Source organism: Coleofasciculus sp. (assembly GCF_046565525.1).
GTDB lineage: Bacteria > Cyanobacteriota > Cyanobacteriia > Cyanobacteriales > Coleofasciculaceae > Coleofasciculus.
Genome location: NZ_JBKHUP010000092.1, coordinates 1 through 20,774, shown reverse-complemented (window position 1 = coordinate 20,774; position 20,774 = coordinate 1). Strand labels below are relative to the sequence as shown.

The window sequence follows — 20,774 nt, the reverse complement described above, 5'->3', positions numbered from 1 at the left end:
GAGTTGATGGATATGGGCTGATAATTTTATCGGATTTGTGATGGGGGCAGAAAATCCTGCTAGTGTTGTGCAAAAATTACTCCATGAGGATGCTCATCGGGCGACAAAACCAAAATTTAGAGGATTGATTTTGTAGAGAGACATTCCGCCGGAGGAGTCTCTACGGCTTTGAACCGCTAACTGCTATTTCCGAATCCTATCCCGATAAGATATCCTAACCAAATAACTAACCCTAACTGCTATGAAACCTCTACTCGCCTCGCTGCTCATCACTCCACTGTTTACTCTACTTAGTTCAGCCATTGCTCTAGCTGAAGTCCGCACTCAAGTGGTTGAATACCAACAGGGTGATACTGTACTCCAAGGCTTTCTGGCTTACGATGATGAGATTGAGGGAAAGCGCCCCGGTGTGATGGTGGTTCACGCCTGGAAAGGATTGGGAGATTACGAGAAGCAACGGGCAAAACAGCTAGCTGAATTGGGTTATGTGGCATTTGCGGCTGATATTTATGGTAAGGGAATTCGACCCAAAACCAATGAAGAAGCCAGAGAACAAGCGACTATTTATCGATCCAATCGTCAATTAATGCGCGATCGCGCCCAAGCTGGATTGCAAGTGTTGCAACAATATCCGTTGACGGATGCTAATCAAGTTGCCGCGATCGGTTATTGTTTTGGAGGCGGTACAGTATTGGAATTAGCCCGCAGTGGTGCGCCAGTTGCTGGGGTAGTTAGCTTCCATGGTAATTTAGATACACCCAATCTCGCAGATGCTCAAGGGATTAAAGGTAGAGTTCTGGTGTTGCATGGTGCAGCCGATCCCCTAGTCCCCGATGAGCAAGTTGATGCTTTTAAACGAGAAATGAATTATGCCAATGTAGACTGGCAAATGGTTATGTACGGTAATGCTGTTCACAGCTTTAGTGATCCGAATGCGGGGAATGACCCCTCAACGGGAGTTGCTTACAATGAGTTGGCTGATAAGCGCTCTTGGGCGGCAATGAATCGGTTTTTTGCTGAACTATTTCGTTAGACTGGGGAACAGGTGATTGGTGAATAGGTGATTGGGCGAAGCATTCGCGTTGAGATGTGAATAGAAAACCGATAGATTTGGGCGCGAATGCGAGAGCCCCTACAACGCCTACAATCCCTACAACCGCTACAAATGGATTAATCTGGTTGAAACTCCCTCGTTGGTGGCAACGTCAATGCTTCTGGAAAACATTGGCGTTTATCAAAGGATTGGTATTTTACACTATGCATCGCATTTTTGGTATCCTACCTCTGGTATTTTTACTACAAAGCCTTCCCGTTGTTGCTCAAGAGTCAACACCCCTTGACCCAGTTGAACAGGTTATCGCGGCTGGATGGATGAATCGCGATCGCGAGGGGGATTTTCAGGCACAACGAATCCTCAATCGAGCTGAATTAGCATCGATTTTAGTCAAAACCTTTGACTTAGAAAAACGAGTCGCCCAACCCGACAAACCCATTCCTGTCCTCGATGTGCCTACCTCTCATTGGGCATATCGTGATATTCAATTGGTCTTGCAAAATAACGTGATGACGGGTTACCGTCAGGGACGATTTTTTCCTAATCAACGGGTTACTCGTGCCGAAGCATTCTCTATTTTAGCTCAAGCCTATGGCGTGTTTCAGTTTCCAGAGGATACGGTGACTGAACTGCTTTCGCGCTATCCCGATGCTGAAAAAATACCAACTTGGGCAAGAAAGTCAATTGCCACGGCTTTGTATGAGGGGTTCGTTAATATTGATCCCTTAACTAATTCTATTGCTCCTCTCGCACCGATGACCCGTGGAGATATGGCTTATGCCTTGAGTAAGTATCTGGAACGACAAGAAATCACTGCTCCGATTCCCTGGACTGTTGAGGAACCTGCGCCTATGTAACAAAACTCCCAGGAAACATGTTTTGACCCAATAATTTGAGTATAGGGCGACCCGCTCCTATTGAGCGGATTCGGGGTTGTTCATTTTGGTAAGCGGGTCGTCCCTATATTCCTCTATGATGAGAAAGGACAGGTTTTTTTGAAGGAATAGCATGAACCATGAACCATGAACCATGAATAAGATAAAAAAAAGATAGTATTGTTGATTAAGCTTGTCCACCTTCCATCGCTGTGATCACTCAGCTATTTTTGAACGTAATTTAGGAGAAAGGGGTATCTAATGAATTCTGAACCCTCTAATGAAAATATAAACACCCCCTTAGTTTCAGCCGTGGTTGAGGCTACGCTCAACCAAAATTACCCTCGTCTTAATAAACTCCTTAAAACCGCGCTCTATGACACTCCTATCCAAGAACCTGAATCATTACGAGCGCAAATCGCTAGAACTTTCCTGATTCAAGTGGCTCAAGGTTTAGAGGAATCCGTGGGCGCGAAGCACCATATCCTGGCTTGGTTTATGGTATATGTCGGCTTGGGAAGCGCACCACCAGAGGCAATTCAAGCCGCGCAAATGGTACTCGACGAAGGATTAAAACCCTTTGCCGATTTCTTTGTGGATCGTCAAGGGATTCATTTCTATAATCATGGTGATAATGCGGACAACATTAATAAAATTCCGCCTCGTCTATCGGAGTTTACCCAGATGACTGTGCGGATTTCTCAGGAAGAAGTGCAGCAGGTTATGGGGAAATACAGTTTATCGGAAGAGAAAGCTCGACAAGTGGTATTAAATCTGAAAATATTGGAGCAGAAAATGAATGTACAGTTTCAACAATTATTAATGGTTTTAGATTCTAATGAAGCTTTACTGAATCAGGTGATGACATTAGATTTAAGTCAACCCGATAAGCCAAACCGTTTTGGTATGTAATAATAAATCAGGTGCTAGTACAAAAAGGCTCCAAGGCAGAAGGTTTTAAGGTTTATGATATCTGCTAAATACTGAATCAGGGCTTTAGTCATGGGATTTAATCGGATTGGATGCACTACCTGCGTAACTATTTTTGTTGTTGTCTCAGTTCCGTTGCTATTGAGTTCAACTAGATTATTCTCCAAAACGCATCTGTTGGCGTTCTCAGTTGATGCTCGTAAAGCAGAGGCAGAGAGATGGTTAAAACAAGGGGTTGAGCAGTTGCGCCAGCAGGAATTGGATGGGGCGATACAGTCGAGCCAGCAAGCATTGAGCATTTATCAGGATAGTCGCGATCGCGTGGGTATAGCGCAATCCTTAAATCATCTGGGATTGGGATTATACAAAAAAGGTCAATACCAAGCCGCCGAGCAAATCTGGCGCGAAGGGATTCGGGTTTTGGCATCTGCATCACCTGATCATAAAAGCCATGATGCCCAATCAAAACGAGTAGAAACACAAGTTGCAATTTATCAGCTATTGCAAAAATCATTAATTGCTCAGGGCAAAATTAATCAAGCTCTTTTAGTGTCTGAGCAGAGTCGGGCAATGGTGTTTAGAGAATTATTGCTCGCGGGTTCCCCGGACATTTCAAGTGTTACATCTCCCATCGCACCACCAACAATTGAGCGGATTCAACAGATTGCCAAAGAGCGAAACGCGACTCTGGTAGAATATTCGATTATTGACAATCCCTTGGCTGAAACTAATCAACCCGAAGAACTCTTCATTTGGGTGGTTGAGCCGACAGGGGAAATCACCTTTCGTCAGAGCAATCTCACACAACTTTGGCAAGAAGAAAAAACGACCCTAACCGACTATGTAAGTAATATCCGTCAATCCCTCGCCGCTTCCCAGTGGGGTACTGGTAGTTCTCGGCGCAAGATTCGACCTTTTATGCAACTGTATCAGGTTTTAATTGAACCGATCGCAGATAAATTGCCCACTGATCCAAACGCCCATGTTATCTTTATTCCGCAACAATCTCTGTTGATGATTCCTTTTTCTCCTCTGCAAGATGAGTCGGGTAACTATTTGCTGGAAAAACACACAATTTTAACCGCTCCAGCAATCATGGTATTGGATATCACCCGCCGAAGCCAGGTTAATATTCCAGAATCTCTGCAACAATGGTTAGTGGTGGGAAATCCTAACCCAATGCCTGGAGACTTCTCGCCCTTACCCGCCGCCGAAAAGGAAGCCAAGGCGATTGCTTCTCTGGTGAACACCCAAGCAATTACGGGAGAGGTAGCGACTAAAGCCGAGATTGTGCCGCAGATGTCGGCTTCACGAGTGATTCATTTAGCCACTCATGGTATATTTGATGAACAGCAAGGATGGGAGAGTGCGATCGCGCTGGCATCAACGGATACTGATAATGGCTGGCTAACGGCAAAAGAAATCCTAGATTTAAACCTTACTGCGGAGTTAGTGGTTCTCAGTGCTTGTAATACGGGGCGAGGTAGCATTAGTGGGGATGGGTTGGCTAGCTTATCTAGTGCTTTAATTTCATCGGGGGCGTCTAGTGTGATTGTCTCTTTATGGTCAATTCCTGACTCACCCACCGCCTTTTTGATGCAGGAATTTTATTATAATTTACAGCAAAATTCTGACAAAGCCCAAGCCTTACGAAAAGCCATGTTAACCACAATGGAAAAATATCCAGATCTCCGGGATTGGGCAGCATTTACGTTAATTGGTGAAAGTAGCCAATCGCCCACAGACTAGAAGTCTGGGGCTATACAAACTTGCGTCCGCCTACGCGGACTCTATTGAGCCTGCGGAGGCAGGCTTTGTTTGTGTAGCAGCGATTTCAATCGCCTCCTCTTGCTGGCAACAGGGGCACGGCATTGCCGTGCCCCTACCAGGTTTAGGGTAGCTGGATGGTGTGTAAATCCTCAATAGGAGTTTATAATAATAATCCCAATATTAACAATACAAAATAATGAAAGCGTTTATTAGTCATAGCAGTATCGACAAACCCTTTGTCGAGCGTCTGGCAACTGATTTACGCACCCGCGAAGGGATTGATGCTTGGTACGATGCATGGGAGATTCTCCCCGGTGATAGAATACCCGATAAACTTGAAGAAGGATTAGCCAATGCAGGTATTCTGGTTCTGGTTCTCTCCCCCGATAGTGTCAACTCTCAGCCCAACTGTATCCGCATCAAGCATCAGATATCGGCAAAATTGTCAAGACATTTACCTTGAGTTCAACCTAGACTCTAGTGAATTCATCAACGAACCAAACTTATGCCGAGTTGCGTTCTATCATGTCATTCTGAGCGAAGCGTGAAGCGCAGCTATAGCGAGGAACGAGCGTCAGAATCTGGACAGATGCTTCGCTACTGTTCCTTGTAATCACCTACAAATTCTGTTTTTTATGTTACTTTTGCACCCAAAGTTAACAAGAAAAGCAACTAATACCAAGTTGCGTTCTATCATGTCTAGGAAGAACGAAGCGATAGCGAGAAACGAGCGTCGGAACGAGCGTCAGAATCTGGGCAGATGCTTCGCGTCACGGAGCCTGCCCTCGAACGAAGTGAAGGGTTTCACTGCGTTTTGCTCAGCATGACAGATTCTACCTTAGACTGCAACTTGGTATAAAGTTGCGAATAGCTGAACGCAATGCTTAAGTTTCATCCCTCGATAAAAACGCGAGGGAGCCTGCACTATCGCTATTCTGTAATGGTTTGGCTTTCCCAGTGAAGCTCCCGTTATAACGTGGGAGCGTTTAACGGGAGAGAACATCACAAAGGTAGTCAATTCAAAAGCCACAGCTTGAGTGTACCAACAGGGGAACGGGCTAAAGGCGATCGCGTCCCTCAATAAACGGCGCTGGCTTGGTGACATACTCCAGACAGCGATACAAGTATACGCTGCTGGCTTCTCCCACCTACTACATCTATGACGATCTCTATTTCTAGGGCGTAGGATTCGAGCTTTTAAAAGTGAGTAAGATGCCCAGACCCACTTTTAAATACTTTTCTCTTAAGTGTGAGAACTTTGGTCATCAAACGGACGATTAAGGCAACAAGCATCTAGATAAATTCTATAGTTTTTACTTATGACCCTAGATGTAGTGCTGATAAGCATTGTGTCCAAAGTCCAGTCCTCATGGATGCATCCAATAGGTAGAGAGAACTGGGAAGGATGACGGGTGAATTTTGGGGTGAGGGCTTTAGAGAAGTGCCCTGGCACCTCTGGTTCTCCTTCTCCCTTCCCCCCCTTTATCCCCCCCTTTCAAAGCAGGGCTAGGGGGGATGGAGTTGGGGTTAGGGAACCGGATTCTTTTGCTCCCCTCTCCCTATTCCCCCCTTTCAAAGGGGGGTTAGGGGGGATGGAGAGGGGCTGGGGGTGAGGGGAATTAGCTTAAGTTGACACGGATGCACGTCTGTGCGCCCCTACGTTAACGCCTGACTAACTTCTTCGTCACCTTCCGCAACCGCACCGACTGCGGCGTGACTTCCACCAATTCTTCGGGTCCGATATATTCCAACGCCCGTTCCAAACTCATCTCGGCTGGCGCTTGCAACTGCACCAATTCATCCCCGGTGGCGGAACGATGGTTGGTTAACTGCTTAGTCTTACAAACATTCAAATCCAAATCTTGAGGACGGTTGTGTTCGCCGACAATCATCCCCTTATAAACCCGCGTCCCCGGTGTAATAAAGAATACACCTCGGTCTTCGCCATTTTTCAAGGAATAGAATGTCGCCACCCCTTCCTCAAAGGCAATAATCACCCCATTGCGGCGGGTTTCCACATCACCTGAAAGCGGACGATAATCCAAGAAACTGTGATTCATAATCCCATCACCACGAGTCAGGCGCATAAATTCACCCCGGAAGCCAATTAAACCCCGTGCGGGAATCACAAATTCCAATTGAGTGCGACCATTACCACTAACGTGCATATTCTGCATTTCGCCCTTGCGCTGACCCAAGCGTTCAATACAGCTACCCACGGCTTCTTCAGGAATGTCTAGCGCCAAAACTTCGTAAGGTTCGCAGGGTTGACCTTTCACTTCCCGATAAATCACTTGCGGCTGAGACACCTGAAACTCATACCCTTCCCGGCGCATGGTTTCAATCAGGATACCCAGGTGTAATTCCCCTCGCCCAGAGACTAAGAATTTATCGGGAGAATCGGTTTCATCCACACGCAGGGCCACATTCGTCTCTAATTCTCGCATCAAGCGATCGCGCAATTGCCGTGATGTGACGTAATCCCCTTCCTGACCCGCAAACGGCGAATCGTTCACCGAGAACGTCATCTGCAATGTCGGTTCATCAACCTTAATTAAAGGCAAGGCTTGGGGTTCATTAGGACAGGTAATCGTCTCACCGATATTAGCATTCGCAAAACCCGCTACGGCGACAATATTTCCAGCCGAGGCTTCCTCTAAATCAACCCGCTGGAGTCCATCAAACCCCATGAGTTTACTAATTTTAGTCTTGACAATTTCCCCATTTTCTGTTACCAAAGCCGCTTGTTGACCCGCTTTAATCGTGCCATTATGGATTCTGCCAATCACAATTCGACCCAGATAATCCGAATAATCCAGCGTCGTGACTTGCAATTGCAGAGGTTTACTTACATCACCCACAGGCGGCGGGACATGGCGCAGGATAGCTTCAAACATGGGTTGCATATCCACCCCTTCGCCATCTAAATCGTCTTTAGCGTACCCTTGTAACCCAGACGCAAACAGATAAGGAAACTCACACTGATCATCATCCGCCCCCAACTCAATAAACAAATCGAGGACTTTATCCACAGCACCGTATGGATCAGCTTGAGGACGGTCAATTTTATTCACCACCACAATCGGGCGCAGTCCTTTTTCCAAGGCTTTTTTGAGGACGAACCGGGTTTGTGGCATCGGTCCTTCATTGGCATCCACAATTAAGATACAACCATCCACCATACCCAATACCCGTTCCACTTCCCCACCAAAATCGGCGTGACCGGGAGTATCAACAATATTGATTAAGATATCTTTATAGTGAACTGCTGTATTTTTAGACAGAATCGTAATTCCCCGCTCTCGCTCCAAATCATTGGAGTCCATAACGCAATCGGGAACCTCTTCCCCTTCACGGAAGATACCGGATTGTTTGAGTAGGGCGTCAACCAAGGTGGTTTTGCCGTGATCGACGTGGGCAATAATGGCAACGTTGCGAATCGGAAGAGTCATAGAGGCGTTAGGCAATGAGTTGGGAGAGGTCAGATCTCTTAATATAGATTTCTTAATAATTGTAGCTTACTCAAAGGGGAGCCGGGTTGTAGGGGCGGGTTTTACCGATAACGTTTTGCAGATAACCCCTAACTGAACTAAACCCGCCCTTTTTCGGGGTGTCGGTGCATGTTTCAGACGTAAGGCGTGGAACTTCTGAAACCTCATCCCATATCCGGCTTCGTTTCAGAAGTTGAATGACTCTCTCTCCTCTATATAAATACTTCGCAGCCATTCTAGGGTTGCGCCAGACAGTCCAAATTGAATCCGGTTCACCAACTCCCCCCATTGATACAGTTCTGACAGAGATAGGGATTGCTGAAACTTCTGCTGGTAAAATGTCGCCCAAAAGTCCGGTGCTTTGTACCGATTCTTGCGCCATCGTCTGCGCCAACAGAGGGTATCTTTCAGAGTGGGCGAGTCTACCCCTAAAATTGGTGGGATATCAGCATAACTCACAAAAGTACTGATTCCCTTGCCAACAACGTGGATTACATATCGCCAGCAGTCAATGCGATAAATCTCATCGGGATGGAGATTGAGCAGAAGCGCAATGGCTTCTGGGGTAACAAACCGTTGTAAGGGATGAGTGGCTCTTGATTTTAGATGAAGTGTTGATAACATAAGAGATGCACCCCACACAATGGGGTTGTGTTTTGATAAGATACGGCGATCGCTCTTTGGCTTCGTAAACTTAGGTGCGATCGCTTTTAATTTGCTTAATGTAGACGAAATTTAAACTTTATGTCAAGAGGTGAACGAGTTCGGTTGCGGATTAGGGAACTAGCGGCTAGGGAGAACTGGACGTTGCTGGATGTCGCTGAACGGTCTGGAGTTCCCTATAGTACCATCAAAACCTACGCGCGATCGCCAGGAATGACGATGGTGGATATTGGGGCGCTGCTGAAGTTGGCACGGACATTTGATGTATTAATTGAGGATTTGTTTGAGATTGTGAAGGAGTAAGTCATTTGTCATTTGTCATTCGTCATTTGTTATACTCGCTTCCGAAAAGAAGCAAGTTACGTTTATGTAAGGATTTGAGGAATATTTTATTGATGAGCTTCACACCCGGAAAACGTAGGGGCGCACGCCCCGTGCGCTCTTTCCACCGACGTGCTAGCGTGAGTTCGGTTGATACTCTGGTGGTAGACCCGGATTAAACATCACCACAAATTGGGCATTCGGCATCGACCCTATATTACAAACAAATTTAGGGTTTTGTCTACTTAGATAAATTAATTTACAGTTAAGGCAATCAGGAGGCGATGAGTTCAGGGAGTAAGCTGATGAAGCTAAGAAAACGGTTGGGACTAACTCAGAAACAGGTAGCGGATGCGGTAGGCGTCACGGATCAGACTGTCAGCAACTGGGAAGCTGGCAGATTTGAACCTCGACTCACGATTCGTCAGACACAGGCTTTATGTAGCATCTTACAATGTCCTTTAGAGGAACTTCCTAGTTTTAATGATGCCCCAGAGTCAGACAGCAAACGTGAGTAACTGATTGGGAAAGGAATGTAGGTAAAGGCAAGACGCGATCGCTTAAAAATGGCTAATTTGGGAGAAAAGCTAAAACATGGAAGTGGGATTAAGATTTGATGTAGAAGCCCGAAAAAACTTACGTTTATATGTGGTTAAATAAGCGAGGGCTAGTCTGTCAAACTAGGATAATTTGGACAAGGGCGATCGCGACCCCAATCTCAAAGCAAAAGAGCGGAATTATTCTCCGATTAATAAATTATCATTTTGCCGCTAGTCGATAATCTAAGTCCTGGGCAATTCATCCCACATTCTCTTCAGACTATGCCAAAATCGATGATATGTATCATGAATTTTGAGCAATGACTTGGTCTTCTGGACAGAAGTTGCATGGCAACAATTATATTCTGGAAAAAGAATTAAAACGCGGACAATTTAGCGTTACCTATCTGGCTAGCGATCGCAAGAAAAATCAATGGGTGATCAAAACCCTGAGTGATCAGTTGATCCACGACTTCAGCCAACCGGAAGTCGATCAGATTCAGGAAACCTTTTTGTGCGAAGCTGTAAAGCTAGTAAAATGCCGACATCCTAATCTGGTGCAAGTTAAAGAACCGTTGGTCGAAGGACACCAGGTTGGCATGGTTATGGAGTATCTCGATGGTGTCGATTTAGCCCGCCATGGCCAAAAAGGTTTGCCAGAATCAGAAGCGCTGCTTTATATCCAACAAATTGGCGAAGCGCTGAAAGTGATTCACGAGGCGGGGTTAATCCATCGGGATGTAAAGCCAAGTAATATTCGGTTACGAACGGGTCAATCAGAAGCAGTGTTAATTGATTTTGGCTTAGCGCGAGAATGTAATGATGCATCAACAACGGTTGATACTCATACAGCCGATGGGTTTGATGCCCTAGAGCTTTATAATGTAGAAACTCCCCTAGGAGCTTATACGGATGTTTATTCATTAGCCGCAACGCTATACTTTTTAGTTACGGGAGAAATTCCGCCAACGGCAATGGATCGCTGTCTGTCTAAAGCGCGATTAATTCCGCCAAAACAGATCAATGAACAAATTAGCGATCGCACCAATGAAGTGATCCTCATCGGTATGGCGCTACAGGTTGATGAACGCCCGCAAACCATACAGGAATGGCTAGATTTACTGGGATTGCAGCGCCAAATCCCTGGAGCAAAACGCCAGAAGTCTCCCCTGATCTGGATTGCTGCGATCGCCGCCGTCGTTGGTGTGTTAGGTCTAATTGCGGCTTGGTTCTTGTTTAAACCTGCATCAATCCCTCAACAACCCACACCAGTGCAAACACCAGTCTCCTCCGTGATTCATACGCCAGTGAGTAGCGTTTACCCAATGACATTTTGGTCAAACGTTTAACGGCTGTCCTCCGTCTTATGTCAAGGATGAAGGGTCATACCTCACGCCAATCCCTTTGCCGTTATATTTTTTTAACCAGGGTTTATTTTTTTTAAGAAATCTGGACATTGGCACCATTACTGTCAAACTAAATAATATCTCTACGTTGTAGGAGATTTGGCAGTGGACTATGAAATTCGCTACAAGCCAGCATTTGCCGCTATTTTCCTGACACTCAATCCCGGTGACAGAATCACAGCCCAAGCAGGTGCGATGACCAGTATGGATGGTAGACTCACCGTGAAGACGGAGTTTTCGGGTGGTTTTATCTCAGGCTTACTCAAAAAGTTCTTTGGGGGAGAATCGTTATTTGTTAATACATTTCATAATAAAACGCAACAACCCTTAACCTTAGTTCTCACTCAGTCCACCATTGGCGACATTGTTGGTGTGGACTTGGGCGGACGTTCCTTTTGCTTTCAACCCGGTGCTTATATTTGCCATACCTCTGGCGTCAAACTAAGTGTGCGGTGGGCGGGTTTGAAGAGTTGGTTTTCTGGAGAAGGGTTATTCAAACTTCAAGTTAAGGGTCAGGGTAAGGTATTTTTTGGTGCCTATGGTGGATTGACGAAAAAGCGGGTTAACGGTGATTTTATTGTCGATACGGGTCATTTAGTTGCTTATGAACCGACGATTCGCATGAATGTTGGCTTGGCGGGCGGTTTATTTGGTTCAATGACTTCTGGCGAAGGATTCATTAATCGACTCACGGGTACAGGAGAAATTTATCTCCAGTCTCGCAGTATTAGTGGTTTAGTCAGCTATTTGCAACCAAAATTGCGTTAATATAAAACTCCAAATTTTTCCACAATGAATATTGAACTGTTGCATCAACCAGATAGTGCGATCGCGCGTGTTGTTCTGGACGCTAATGAAGAATTAGTGGCGCAAGCTGGCTGCATGATTGCCATGAATGGTTCCATTAATGCGAGTACCACATTGCGCCAGGGAAAGGGTGGCGGTATTTTGGGCGGACTCAAACGAATGGTGGCGGGGGAATCGCTATTTTTAAGTGTTTTCCGTTCACCAAGGGCGGGGGGTGAAGTCTTTCTCGCGCCTAAACTTATGGGTGATCTTCTCCTCTATGAGATGAAGGGTAAAGAGTTAGTGGTTCAGGCGACATCCTATTTGGCTAGCGAGTCAGGAGTTGATATTGATCTCGGCTTTCAAGGGTTTAAATCTCTGTTTTCAGGTGAATCCATTTTTTGGTTGAGTCTTAGCGGCTATGGGGTTGTGTTGTTAACTTCATTTGGCGGAATTTATAAAGTGCCTGTCAATGGAGAATATGTTGTGGACACTGGTCATATTGTCGCCTTTGAAAAAAGCCTGACTTTTGATATTACCAAAGCCGGATCGAGTTTGCTGAGTGCCTTTTTGGGCGGAGAAGGACTGGTTTGTCGATTTAAAGGACAAGGAAACCTCTATTGCCAAACTCACAATCCTGGTGCTTTTGGTCATCAGGTGGGTTCTCAACTACCGCCGCGATGAACACAGTAAAATATTTAAGTTCAGTATCGTCCCTTACTTAACTGTAAGTGGACTGAAGTGGTGGGAAAAATAAATCAAGGATAAATTATCATGAGTCATCAAATCTCCTATAAAATAGAGCATTCACCGTCTTATGCTTCTTTGGTTCTTAACTTGAAAACCAATGAAACGGTTTTAGTTGAATCCGGTGCTATGGCAGCAATGGATACTTGTATAAAAATGAAGTCCAGGGCTAAGGGTGGCTTAATGAAAGGACTTGGGCGAATGGTGAGTGGTGAGTCTTTTTTTATTAGTGAGTTTACGGCTGAAGGCAAATCAGGAGAGTTGTATGTTTCGCCCGGAGTACCGGGAGATATTTGTCATTATTACTTGCAAGGGAATGGCTTAATGATTCAATCCTCTGGATTTGTCGCCGCCAGTCCCACGGTAGAGATAGATACCAAGTTTCAAGGGTTTAAAGGCTTTTTTAGTGGCGAATCATTGTTTTTAATTCGGGCAACTGGGACAGGGGATATTTGGTTTAGTTCTTATGGGGCGATTATAGAAATTCCCGTGGCTGGGGATTATGTGGTAGATACCAGTTACATTGTGGCATTTGAAGATACGTTAAATTACAACGTAGAAATGTTGGGCGGTTTATCGTTTCGTGGATTAAGAACGGGACTTTTAGGGGGGGAAGGATTAGTTTGTCGGTTTAATGGAGAAGGGCGTTTATGGGTGCAGTCGAGAGAACTCTATAGTTTGATTAATTTCTTAAATCCCTTCCGCCCGACGAAGAGTAATAACTAATACTTTCAAAAAGAAAATCATCAAGTGTGAAATAAATCTGAAAAAGAATGACCACTCAAATTACCTTAACCTTGTCAGATGATATATACCAGAAAGCCGAATACTTTGCCCAATTGACAAACCGCAATGTAGCTGATGTTTTGGCGCAAGTGATTGCCCTTTCTTTCTCTCCGCTGACGCCTAATACTGTATCAACTGAGAGTCAAGAAAGGGTGTCAGTGCCTACGCTTTCTAATCAGGAGGTTATCGCTTTAACTGAATTACAGATGGAATCTGAACAAGACCAACGTTTAAGCGAATTGCTTTATAATCAACAGGCGGGAACACTGACTGATGCTGAACGTTCCCAACTGTGGGCTTTGATGCAAGTTTATCAAGAGAAACTATTACTTAAAGCTCAGGCATTGCGCGAGGCAGTTCAGCGAGGCTTGCGAGAACCTTTAAATTCATGAATACAGGCTGGATATCGGAAGCACTGCGGGACAAAATTCGCACCCAAGCTGGCAACCAATGCGGTTACTGTCGTAGTTTACAGAAATATGTTCTGGGAGTTTTGGAAATGGAGCAAACGTTGATTAAAAATGTCCATGTCTAATGCTCCAACGAATCGCAATCCCCCGCCGGGTAATCGCCAACTCCTAATTTTATTGGGGCTATTTATTGGATTTATTGTGGCTGTTCTCTGGCTATTAAATCTTCTGGTAAATGGTTTAATTGGGATGATTCCGCCCAGTGTGGAGCAAAAATTGGGTGCGGTAATTGTGCCAGTTTATGAGAAACAAGCTAAACCGTCCCCGACTCAAGATACCCTGAACCAATTATTAGATCGTTTGGAACAGGAACTTCCCGCCGAACAGCAAAACAGGCGGGATTATCAGGTGCTGTATTTGCCAGAGTCTACGGTGAATGCTATGGCGTTACCCGGAGATGCTATTGTCATTTATCAGGGTTTACTGGAACAGATGGAGTCTGAGAATGAATTGATGATGGTATTAGCCCATGAATTGGGTCATTTTGCTCACCGAGATCACCTGCGGGGTTTAGGACGAGTCTTGGTGGTACGGGTAGCCTTAGCCTATTTTATTGGGGACGTGGGAGCCTTGCAATCAGTGGCTTCGGCGGCGGTGGAGACAATTGCGCGATCGCAGTATTCTCAGTCTCAGGAAAAGGAAGCGGATGCGTTTGGCTTAATGTTATTAGATGACACTTACGGACATGTCGCGGGAGCCACAGACTTTTTTGAGCGCATGAGTGAGAAACCGGGAGCTAATTTTGCCTTTGTGTCAACCCATCCAGCACCCAAAAAGCGGGTGGAAGAGTTGGAGCGTTTGATTAAAAAGTGGGGGTATGAAATAGGGACGCGATCGCCTTTGCCAAAAACCTTGAAATGAACAATGAGTAGTCGGACAAAATTAAAGTTGATGGTTTAGATTAAGAAAAAGATATTGATCGGGTTTATGATATTTAATTCAAAGTACATCAATTTGAATAAATACCTGCACGACTCACAGCATAATCAGATAAAATTGGTGCATCAGATCCAACACAAGCGGCAAATTCCTCCGCTAACTGATCGGCGATGAACTCAAACTCATCATTTGATGGTGATGGTTCGGATGCTTGCTTTAGCAACCTTTCCACTGTGGGAGAAAAAGCTTCAGCTAATAATTGGCGCATCTCTGTAGCGTCATGACGGACAAGGCTTTCCCTTAGTTTCGCTTCCACTTCGGATGAAAGTTCAAGTGTAATTCTGATCATATTTTACGTCGGGTGGGTAAGGTATACCTGATTTCAGTCTAACGGGTTAAATTAATTGAGCCAAATGTTTCAGGATGATTAAGACACGATACAACTCATTCTCCCGTCGGCGCAGCACAAACTCATCTGATAAAGCGTACTGAGGGGTTTCTCCGTGAACCAATTTGGCAAACACGAAATGACCCCCATTTGTTAACAGACCAAATACAGCTTTTTCCGGATTAGGTGTTCCTAGCATATAAGCCAAGAGTTGAGCAATTCCCGCTTCTAAACTAATTCCTGCCCGTTTCGTTTCAATTACCATTAACCAAAACTGCTCTTTAAAAACTAAAACATCAATGCGTCCTTCGATAATTAAGCCATCTCCATCGTTTAAAGCAATGGTGATTGATTTTTCCGGTTTTACAGTAAACGGCGATAGATAAAATCCAGCGATGAATAGCAAGGGATGAAGAACCGCCATTCTGATCGCATTTTCGGCGAATGGAGGTTTCTTGAGTAAATTCAGATATCCGGCTTTCAGTCTATCTAATGATTCTTTTTCCCATGCACCAATTTCTGGTAAATTATCTTGCCATTCCCGAAAAAATTGATGATCGACGATTTCTTGTAAACCAAAACTCGATTCTAATTCATCGATTTGGATAGTGGAAGCCTGAACAGTTTGAGTCATTGGTGCCGCTCTTGACTTGTCCTAGCGGTTGCCTAAGATATAAGTAGAATAACTTAATTTGATAATTTTAGAGCAACGTATCGGGAAAAATTAGGCAAGATAAAAAGAGTAGCCGCTAAGAGCAAAACCCCATGAAACCACTCACAGGTCCGCGCACACCCCGATTTCTCAGAATTTTCCGGATAATTAAGCTGATTTTTCGTCCCTTGGACTACCTAGAGGATTATGCTCAACGGTATGGAGATATGTTCAAAATTGGCGGGGATAAGGCTCCTCCCTTTGTCTATGTCAGCAATCCCCAGGCAATTAAAGAGATTTTTACGGCTGATCCAGAGTTATTTGAATCGGGTCGAGGAAATGGGGTATTACGCTATTTAGTCGGGGATAACTCACTGCTGATGTTAGATGGTGAACCCCATCAGCGCCAACGCCGCCTGCTGATGCCTCCCTTTCATGGCGATCGCTTGCGAGAGTATAGTCAGCTTATTTGCGATATTACGGAAACGGTAACGGCAGAATGGACAGTGGGTCAACCGTTGATCATTCGTACCTATACCCAAGAGATTACCCTGCGGGTGATTTTACAAGCCGTGTTTGGCTTGGATCACGGAGAACGTTACATCAAACTTAGACATCTGCTGAGTACCCTCCTAGCATCCTTTGACTCTCCCCTGAGTTCCACTCTGCTGTTTTTCCCTTGGTTGCGACAGGATTGGGGTTCTTGGAGTCCATGGGGGCATTTTTTGCAGTTAAAGCAGCAGATCAAACAACTGATTTTTGATGAGATTCGCGAACGTCGGGAGCAAGGTGATGGGTCTGGCACAGATATCTTAACATTACTCCTATGGGCGCGAGATGAAGCGGGTGAGCCGATGACGGATGAGGAATTACATGATCAGTTAATGACTCTTCTGATTGCCGGTCATGAAACTACGGCTTCTGCACTGGTTTGGGCGTTGTATTGGATTCATTATCTGCCAGATGTGCGTCAGAAATTGCTTGAGGAATTAGAAACGTTGGATGCAGAGGGTGATCCAATGGCAATTTCTCGGCTTCCCTATCTGACAGCCGTCTGTCAAGAAACCCTGCGAATTTATCCCATTGCTCCAAGTACCTTCATTCGGATTCTCAAGTCACCTATGGAAATCATCGGATATCAATTTGAAGCGGGTACAGCATTTATGCCTTCTATTTATTTAGTCCATCATCGGGAAGATATCTATCCCGAACCAAAGCAGTTTAAACCAGAACGTTTTCTAGAACGGCAATATTCCCCTTACGAGTATTTTCCCTTTGGTGGAAGTAACCGCCGCTGTATTGGTTCAGCATTGGCACTATTGGAAATGAAGCTGGTGCTGGCGACTATTTTGTCACAATTTGAACTCGCACTAACCGATAATCGTCCGGTGAAACCGATGCGTCGAGGTTTAACGATCGCGCCTCCTGGCAACCTGCGAATGGTTCTCAAGCAACGTCGGCAACAGAAAGCCCCAGCGATTGTTTAGCTCCTTCGCTAAAACTGACATATCATTTTTATGTCCGTTCTGCTACCCAGGAGATGTTAGCAAAGATTATATCTAGCTGTGAACTAACCTTGGCAGATCAGCGTTCGCTCAAGCCAACTCGTCGAGGTTTAACTGTTGCTCCTCCGCCAACAATGCGGATGAAAGTCACGCAGTTTCGGACTCAGAAAACACCTGTGATGGTTTAATCCAATCTGTTAATAATTCCCGGCTGAATTGAGCAACCTTTTAATTAACTTACTGGTAATAATTGGCTGTTAGCCGAACAATTAACTTCTCTTAACTTAGCTTTAGCTAATTCTAAATCGTAAGGGAACGGTGGTTTGATCGGTTGATAATCCCGTTCATGGGGTGTACCGTGACGCAAGACAGCATTCACTACCACACAAGTTTCGGAACTGAGATTAATTGCACTATGAAGAATACCTGGCGGGATTTTTACCACTGTTGGCTGGGTGTCAATTAGAGGAATATATTCATACTGGCGATTTCTTAGCACCACCAGCACAACACTTCCCCGCACCACTAAAAGTTGATCGGTTTGAAATCGGTGAACAAATAGGTCTTCCATGGTAGCAGGTGGAATCTGCACCAGCATGGTTTCGTCACTCGATTGGGGGGTGTAAAAATCGACTGTTCCGCCTTTGACCGATTCCAAGGGACGAACTTCGATGTTGTTGATTAAGCCCATGATTACTATCCCTCTTTTTTATCTCTATTTCTAGAGTAGAGGGTAACTATATTAAAGTTTTGTTACTAAATTGACAAAGTGTGCAAAATCATGATATTCGGCGTTGAGGTCTTACGCGCGCGATCGCATACCTTGGCTTTACCGTTGAACCACCATCTGTAGGTGACGCTATAACCCTCACCCTCAGCCCCTCTCCCAAGCCAGCCCTCACCCCCAGCCCCTCTCCCAACCTTGGGAGAGGGGAGCAAGAGGGGAGCAAGAGGGGAACAGTAAGACAGTTTGACCTATTTCCTGGGCTTGTTAGCCTCGTTCCTAGGCTCTGCCTAGGAATGAATGCTCATTGGGAGGCTCTGCCTTCCGTGAGTAGCGGCTCCAGTCGCTCAAGGAGCATTTTCCAGCTAAAGCCTGGAAACGAGAATTGGTAAAGGTTTGACCTATTTCCTTGGCTTTTTTACCGTTTTGAGCAACTCAGCAATTGAATTAAGCTGAATTTGAGAGAAATACGCCATTGCCAGAATTACCGCAACCGCTACTCCGCCATACACCATCAGGGAACTGATATTCCCGGATTCAGGGGGTAGAGGCGGATCAGGGGGAGTCGCTGTAACTAGGATGACCTGTTCTTTGTTATTATTGGACATGGGTATACTGTTCCTATTACGCATGGGTATCCTTTGGTCTTTCGAGACCATAAACAACGAGTAAACAAATTAAAGAGCGTCATGGGTGTCAGCCAGTCGCTCAACTGAATTTGTAAGCAATCGAGAGCGTCTCTAGTTCGAGCTAGGGGCGCTCAATTGCTTATATGGCAAGGATAACACGCCCTCTAAAAAATATACAATAAATTTACCGTATTTTATAAAATAGTAAGTCAAAGATGACATACAATAAAAACATCCAGGTTAGACGACGGTGTGAGGAGGAGCAATTCATGAACTCAGATCTTGAACCCGCGAAGGCGGGTTTCGTTTGTGTAGTTGCGGTTTCAACCGCCCTATTGAGGTGGTTATCGAGGGGGTTAGTAATATGAAAGTATCTCGTTTTACTCCCAGTTTGATGCAGCATGAAGATTTAGAAGCCATCTTTGTGCAGCGTCATCAGTTAGCCGAGGATATTGTGGAACGCATTAGCGATAGTGTGCTTACGCCGTCGCCGCATCACACTTTGCTAATTGGATCACGGGGTATTGGCAAAACCCATTTAGTCTCGTTGGTGTATCACCGGATTCGCAAGCGGGAAGCGTTGCAGAATCGCCTGTTAATCGCCTGGTTACGAGAAGAAGAATGGGGCGTTACATCGTTTCTGGATTTGTTGTTGCGGATATTTCGGGCGCTTCAGGAGAATGATGGAGATTTTGCCAAAATCCAGGTAAAGGGGGGACGAGAAGGGTTAATTAAGCGGGTTGAATCACTTTATGAATTGTCGCCGGATGAGGCGGAACAGGCTGGGGCAGAATTATTAAAGGAAATCATCGGAGAGAATAGCTTACTCCTACTTATAGAAAACCTGGATGATATCTTTTCTGGGTTGGGTAAAAAAGGACAAAAACAACTCCATGCTTTTTTGCAAGAGAATCCTTGCTGTACAATTCTGGCAACCTCCCAGAGTTTATTCGATGAGGTAAAAAAAGAGAAATCGCCGTTTTATGAGTTTTTCCACATTAATCACTTAGAAGATTTAACGGTTGAGGAAGCGATACAATTATTAGCCAATATTGCCAGAGTTAGAGGCGATCGCGAATTAGAGTCGTTTATCCGACAGCCAAGGGGACGCGATCGCATCCAGGCGGTTCATCATCTGGCTGGGGGAAATCACCGGGTTTATGTGATTTTCTCAGAGTTCCTTACCCGCCAGTCTCTGGATAAATTAGTGGAACCGTTTATGCGGATGCTGGATGATTTGACCCCCTATTATCAGGCGCGGATGGCGTCTCTTTCGCCGCAGCAACGGAAGATAGTTGAATTTTTGTGCGATCGCCGCCATGGGGTTCCAGTCAAAGAAATTGCCCAGCGCTGTTTTCTGACGCATCAAACCACATCCAGTCAGCTTAAGGATTTGCGGGAGAAAGGGTATGTTATATCTGACGCGATCGGGCGGGAGTCTTTTTATGAGATGCGGGAACCGTTGATGCGCTTTTGTCTGGAGGTGAAGAAGCAACGGGGGAAACCGATACAGTTATTTGTCGATTTTTTACGGATTTGGTATACGAAGGAAGAATTGTTACAGCGAGTAGGATTAACGGTTGCAGAATTTAGGAATAATAGAGTTTTTGATGATTTAGGCAAAGATAATTATCTCCAGTATCAACAACCCCTAAAACCACTCTCCTCTGATGCTGTTCTAGAACGAGAATATATTCTGTATGCACTCCAGGCGATGGACAATGAAGATGAAAATCCTCGCATCGCCGCCTGTTTGCAGGAGTATGAGAATTGTTTTGAGAAGGAAGATTATGTTACTGCTTTAGAACTAACCGAGAAACTGGTGACAATTCGCGGTCAAGCAGAGGATTGGTTTAAACGGGGATTCTGCTTGAGCCATCTTAAACGGTATGAAGAAGCTCTAGTATCTTATGACAAAGCAATTGAGCTTAACCCTAATGATGCACCAGCTTGGGTTATACGAGGTGGGGTGCTATATAAACTCGAACGCTACGAGGAAGCCTTAGTGTCCTACGAAAAAGCCATTGAGCTTAACCCTAATTATGCACCAGCTTGGGGACTACGAGGTGGGGTGCTAATACTAGGTGGGGTGCTAAACAATCTAGAGCGTTATCAGGAAGCCTTGGTCTCCTACGACAAAGTAATTGAGCTTGACCCTA

At 45.1% G+C, this 20,774-nt stretch carries 22 protein-coding genes; 16 read left to right on the top strand and 6 right to left on the bottom strand.

Annotated features, from left to right (window positions below):
• Positions 1–241 precede the first annotated feature (241 nt).
• The 5 genes from ACLGGO_RS26930 (at position 242) to ACLGGO_RS26910 (ending at position 5,092) form a co-directional block, all read left to right on the top strand.
• The gene (locus ACLGGO_RS26930) at positions 242–1,033 is read left to right on the top strand and encodes a dienelactone hydrolase family protein (protein WP_446421594.1); all 792 of its coding nucleotides are present in this window, start codon (positions 242–244) and stop codon (positions 1,031–1,033) included.
• Positions 1,034–1,257: 224 nt separating this feature from the next.
• Entirely contained in the window at positions 1,258–1,911 is a 654-nt protein-coding gene (locus tag ACLGGO_RS26925; RefSeq protein ID WP_446421599.1) for an S-layer homology domain-containing protein, read from the top strand.
• A gap of 279 nt (positions 1,912–2,190) precedes the next feature.
• Positions 2,191–2,841: a hypothetical protein gene (locus ACLGGO_RS26920; protein ID WP_446421593.1), complete on the top strand. Its 651-nt coding sequence runs from the start codon at positions 2,191–2,193 to the stop codon at positions 2,839–2,841.
• Positions 2,842–3,036: 195 nt separating this feature from the next.
• Positions 3,037–4,608, top strand: a complete 1,572-nt coding sequence (locus ACLGGO_RS26915; RefSeq protein ID WP_446421592.1) for a CHAT domain-containing protein — start codon at positions 3,037–3,039, stop codon at positions 4,606–4,608.
• Positions 4,609–4,825: 217 nt separating this feature from the next.
• Entirely contained in the window at positions 4,826–5,092 is a 267-nt protein-coding gene (locus tag ACLGGO_RS26910; protein WP_446421591.1) for a toll/interleukin-1 receptor domain-containing protein, read from the top strand.
• 1,198 nt (positions 5,093–6,290) lie between these two features.
• Here ACLGGO_RS26910 and typA read toward each other — a convergent pair.
• Positions 6,291–8,081, bottom strand: coding sequence for a translational GTPase TypA (gene typA / locus ACLGGO_RS26905; protein ID WP_446421590.1), 1,791 nt, complete (start codon positions 8,079–8,081; stop codon positions 6,291–6,293).
• Between the two features lie 225 nt (positions 8,082–8,306).
• Positions 8,307–8,744: a hypothetical protein gene (locus tag ACLGGO_RS26900; RefSeq protein WP_446421589.1), complete on the bottom strand. Its 438-nt coding sequence runs from the start codon at positions 8,742–8,744 to the stop codon at positions 8,307–8,309.
• Positions 8,745–8,864: 120 nt separating this feature from the next.
• Here ACLGGO_RS26900 and ACLGGO_RS26895 point away from each other — a divergent pair, with 120 nt between their 5' ends.
• From ACLGGO_RS26895 to ACLGGO_RS26855, 9 genes are all read left to right on the top strand, one after another.
• A complete protein-coding gene (locus ACLGGO_RS26895; RefSeq protein ID WP_044210723.1) occupies positions 8,865–9,086 on the top strand; it encodes a helix-turn-helix domain-containing protein in 222 nt (73 codons plus the stop codon).
• A gap of 323 nt (positions 9,087–9,409) precedes the next feature.
• Complete coding sequence (locus ACLGGO_RS26890) at positions 9,410–9,622, top strand: helix-turn-helix transcriptional regulator (protein WP_446421588.1); 213 nt, start codon at positions 9,410–9,412, stop codon at positions 9,620–9,622.
• Positions 9,623–9,963: 341 nt separating this feature from the next.
• The gene (locus ACLGGO_RS26885) at positions 9,964–10,992 is read left to right on the top strand and encodes a serine/threonine protein kinase (RefSeq protein WP_446421587.1); all 1,029 of its coding nucleotides are present in this window, start codon (positions 9,964–9,966) and stop codon (positions 10,990–10,992) included.
• Positions 10,993–11,154: 162 nt separating this feature from the next.
• Positions 11,155–11,817, top strand: coding sequence for a TIGR00266 family protein (locus tag ACLGGO_RS26880; RefSeq protein ID WP_446337033.1), 663 nt, complete (start codon positions 11,155–11,157; stop codon positions 11,815–11,817).
• Positions 11,818–11,841: 24 nt separating this feature from the next.
• Positions 11,842–12,519, top strand: coding sequence for a TIGR00266 family protein (locus ACLGGO_RS26875; protein WP_446421586.1), 678 nt, complete (start codon positions 11,842–11,844; stop codon positions 12,517–12,519).
• Between the two features lie 90 nt (positions 12,520–12,609).
• Positions 12,610–13,308 (top strand): TIGR00266 family protein, encoded by a 699-nt coding sequence (locus tag ACLGGO_RS26870; protein ID WP_446337031.1) that lies wholly within the window; start codon positions 12,610–12,612, stop codon positions 13,306–13,308.
• Between the two features lie 47 nt (positions 13,309–13,355).
• On the top strand, positions 13,356–13,760 hold the full coding sequence (locus ACLGGO_RS26865) for a hypothetical protein (RefSeq protein ID WP_446421585.1): 405 nt from the start codon (positions 13,356–13,358) through the stop codon (positions 13,758–13,760).
• Positions 13,757–13,903 (top strand): hypothetical protein, encoded by a 147-nt coding sequence (locus ACLGGO_RS26860; protein ID WP_446421584.1) that lies wholly within the window; start codon positions 13,757–13,759, stop codon positions 13,901–13,903. The genes ACLGGO_RS26865 and ACLGGO_RS26860 overlap by 4 nt, the downstream gene beginning before the upstream one ends.
• Positions 13,896–14,699 carry a M48 family metallopeptidase gene (locus ACLGGO_RS26855; protein ID WP_446421583.1) on the top strand — a complete coding sequence of 268 codons (804 nt, stop codon included), beginning with the start codon at positions 13,896–13,898 and terminating at the stop codon, positions 14,697–14,699. The genes ACLGGO_RS26860 and ACLGGO_RS26855 overlap by 8 nt, the downstream gene beginning before the upstream one ends.
• Before the next feature lie 88 nt (positions 14,700–14,787).
• On the opposite strand, the gene ACLGGO_RS26850 is transcribed toward ACLGGO_RS26855, so the two are convergent.
• Both ACLGGO_RS26850 and ACLGGO_RS26845 read right to left on the bottom strand, forming a co-directional pair.
• Positions 14,788–15,066, bottom strand: a complete 279-nt coding sequence (locus ACLGGO_RS26850) for a hypothetical protein (protein WP_446421582.1) — start codon at positions 15,064–15,066, stop codon at positions 14,788–14,790.
• 46 nt (positions 15,067–15,112) lie between these two features.
• Complete coding sequence (locus ACLGGO_RS26845; protein WP_446421581.1) at positions 15,113–15,739, bottom strand: restriction endonuclease subunit R; 627 nt, start codon at positions 15,737–15,739, stop codon at positions 15,113–15,115.
• Positions 15,740–15,870: 131 nt separating this feature from the next.
• On the opposite strand from ACLGGO_RS26845, the gene ACLGGO_RS26840 reads away from it, so the two are divergent.
• Positions 15,871–17,244 (top strand): cytochrome P450, encoded by a 1,374-nt coding sequence (locus ACLGGO_RS26840; protein ID WP_446337026.1) that lies wholly within the window; start codon positions 15,871–15,873, stop codon positions 17,242–17,244.
• 250 nt (positions 17,245–17,494) lie between these two features.
• Here ACLGGO_RS26840 and ACLGGO_RS26835 read toward each other — a convergent pair whose 3' ends face one another.
• Positions 17,495–17,953, bottom strand: coding sequence for a dTDP-4-dehydrorhamnose 3,5-epimerase (locus ACLGGO_RS26835; RefSeq protein ID WP_446421580.1), 459 nt, complete (start codon positions 17,951–17,953; stop codon positions 17,495–17,497).
• 434 nt (positions 17,954–18,387) lie between these two features.
• The gene (locus ACLGGO_RS26830) at positions 18,388–18,594 is read right to left on the bottom strand and encodes a hypothetical protein (protein WP_446421579.1); all 207 of its coding nucleotides are present in this window, start codon (positions 18,592–18,594) and stop codon (positions 18,388–18,390) included.
• A gap of 385 nt (positions 18,595–18,979) precedes the next feature.
• Between ACLGGO_RS26830 and ACLGGO_RS26825 the strand changes: the two genes are divergently transcribed.
• Positions 18,980–20,774: tetratricopeptide repeat protein (locus tag ACLGGO_RS26825; RefSeq protein WP_446421578.1), on the top strand; the 1,795-nt coding region annotated here is incomplete at its 3' end.

What these genes read in the sequence shown, in the direction of transcription:
- ACLGGO_RS26835 (WP_446421580.1), bottom strand. Translation starts at nt 17,953, where the DNA reads ATGGGCTTAATCAACAACATCGAAGTTCGTCCCTTGGAATCGGTCAAA.
- ACLGGO_RS26830 (WP_446421579.1), bottom strand. Translation starts at nt 18,594, where the DNA reads ATGTCCAATAATAACAAAGAACAGGTCATCCTAGTTACAGCGACTCCC.
- ACLGGO_RS26845 (WP_446421581.1), bottom strand. Translation starts at nt 15,739, where the DNA reads ATGACTCAAACTGTTCAGGCTTCCACTATCCAAATCGATGAATTAGAA.
- ACLGGO_RS26910 (WP_446421591.1), top strand. Translation starts at nt 4,826, where the DNA reads ATGAAAGCGTTTATTAGTCATAGCAGTATCGACAAACCCTTTGTCGAG.
- ACLGGO_RS26875 (WP_446421586.1), top strand. Translation starts at nt 11,842, where the DNA reads ATGAATATTGAACTGTTGCATCAACCAGATAGTGCGATCGCGCGTGTT.
- ACLGGO_RS26895 (WP_044210723.1), top strand. Translation starts at nt 8,865, where the DNA reads ATGTCAAGAGGTGAACGAGTTCGGTTGCGGATTAGGGAACTAGCGGCT.
- ACLGGO_RS26930 (WP_446421594.1), top strand. Translation starts at nt 242, where the DNA reads ATGAAACCTCTACTCGCCTCGCTGCTCATCACTCCACTGTTTACTCTA.
- ACLGGO_RS26865 (WP_446421585.1), top strand. Translation starts at nt 13,356, where the DNA reads ATGACCACTCAAATTACCTTAACCTTGTCAGATGATATATACCAGAAA.
- ACLGGO_RS26840 (WP_446337026.1), top strand. Translation starts at nt 15,871, where the DNA reads ATGAAACCACTCACAGGTCCGCGCACACCCCGATTTCTCAGAATTTTC.
- ACLGGO_RS26920 (WP_446421593.1), top strand. Translation starts at nt 2,191, where the DNA reads ATGAATTCTGAACCCTCTAATGAAAATATAAACACCCCCTTAGTTTCA.
- ACLGGO_RS26890 (WP_446421588.1), top strand. Translation starts at nt 9,410, where the DNA reads ATGAAGCTAAGAAAACGGTTGGGACTAACTCAGAAACAGGTAGCGGAT.
- ACLGGO_RS26885 (WP_446421587.1), top strand. Translation starts at nt 9,964, where the DNA reads ATGACTTGGTCTTCTGGACAGAAGTTGCATGGCAACAATTATATTCTG.
- ACLGGO_RS26900 (WP_446421589.1), bottom strand. Translation starts at nt 8,744, where the DNA reads ATGTTATCAACACTTCATCTAAAATCAAGAGCCACTCATCCCTTACAA.
- ACLGGO_RS26860 (WP_446421584.1), top strand. Translation starts at nt 13,757, where the DNA reads ATGAATACAGGCTGGATATCGGAAGCACTGCGGGACAAAATTCGCACC.
- ACLGGO_RS26925 (WP_446421599.1), top strand. Translation starts at nt 1,258, where the DNA reads ATGCATCGCATTTTTGGTATCCTACCTCTGGTATTTTTACTACAAAGC.
- ACLGGO_RS26855 (WP_446421583.1), top strand. Translation starts at nt 13,896, where the DNA reads ATGTCTAATGCTCCAACGAATCGCAATCCCCCGCCGGGTAATCGCCAA.
- ACLGGO_RS26870 (WP_446337031.1), top strand. Translation starts at nt 12,610, where the DNA reads ATGAGTCATCAAATCTCCTATAAAATAGAGCATTCACCGTCTTATGCT.
- typA (WP_446421590.1), bottom strand. Translation starts at nt 8,081, where the DNA reads ATGACTCTTCCGATTCGCAACGTTGCCATTATTGCCCACGTCGATCAC.
- ACLGGO_RS26850 (WP_446421582.1), bottom strand. Translation starts at nt 15,066, where the DNA reads ATGATCAGAATTACACTTGAACTTTCATCCGAAGTGGAAGCGAAACTA.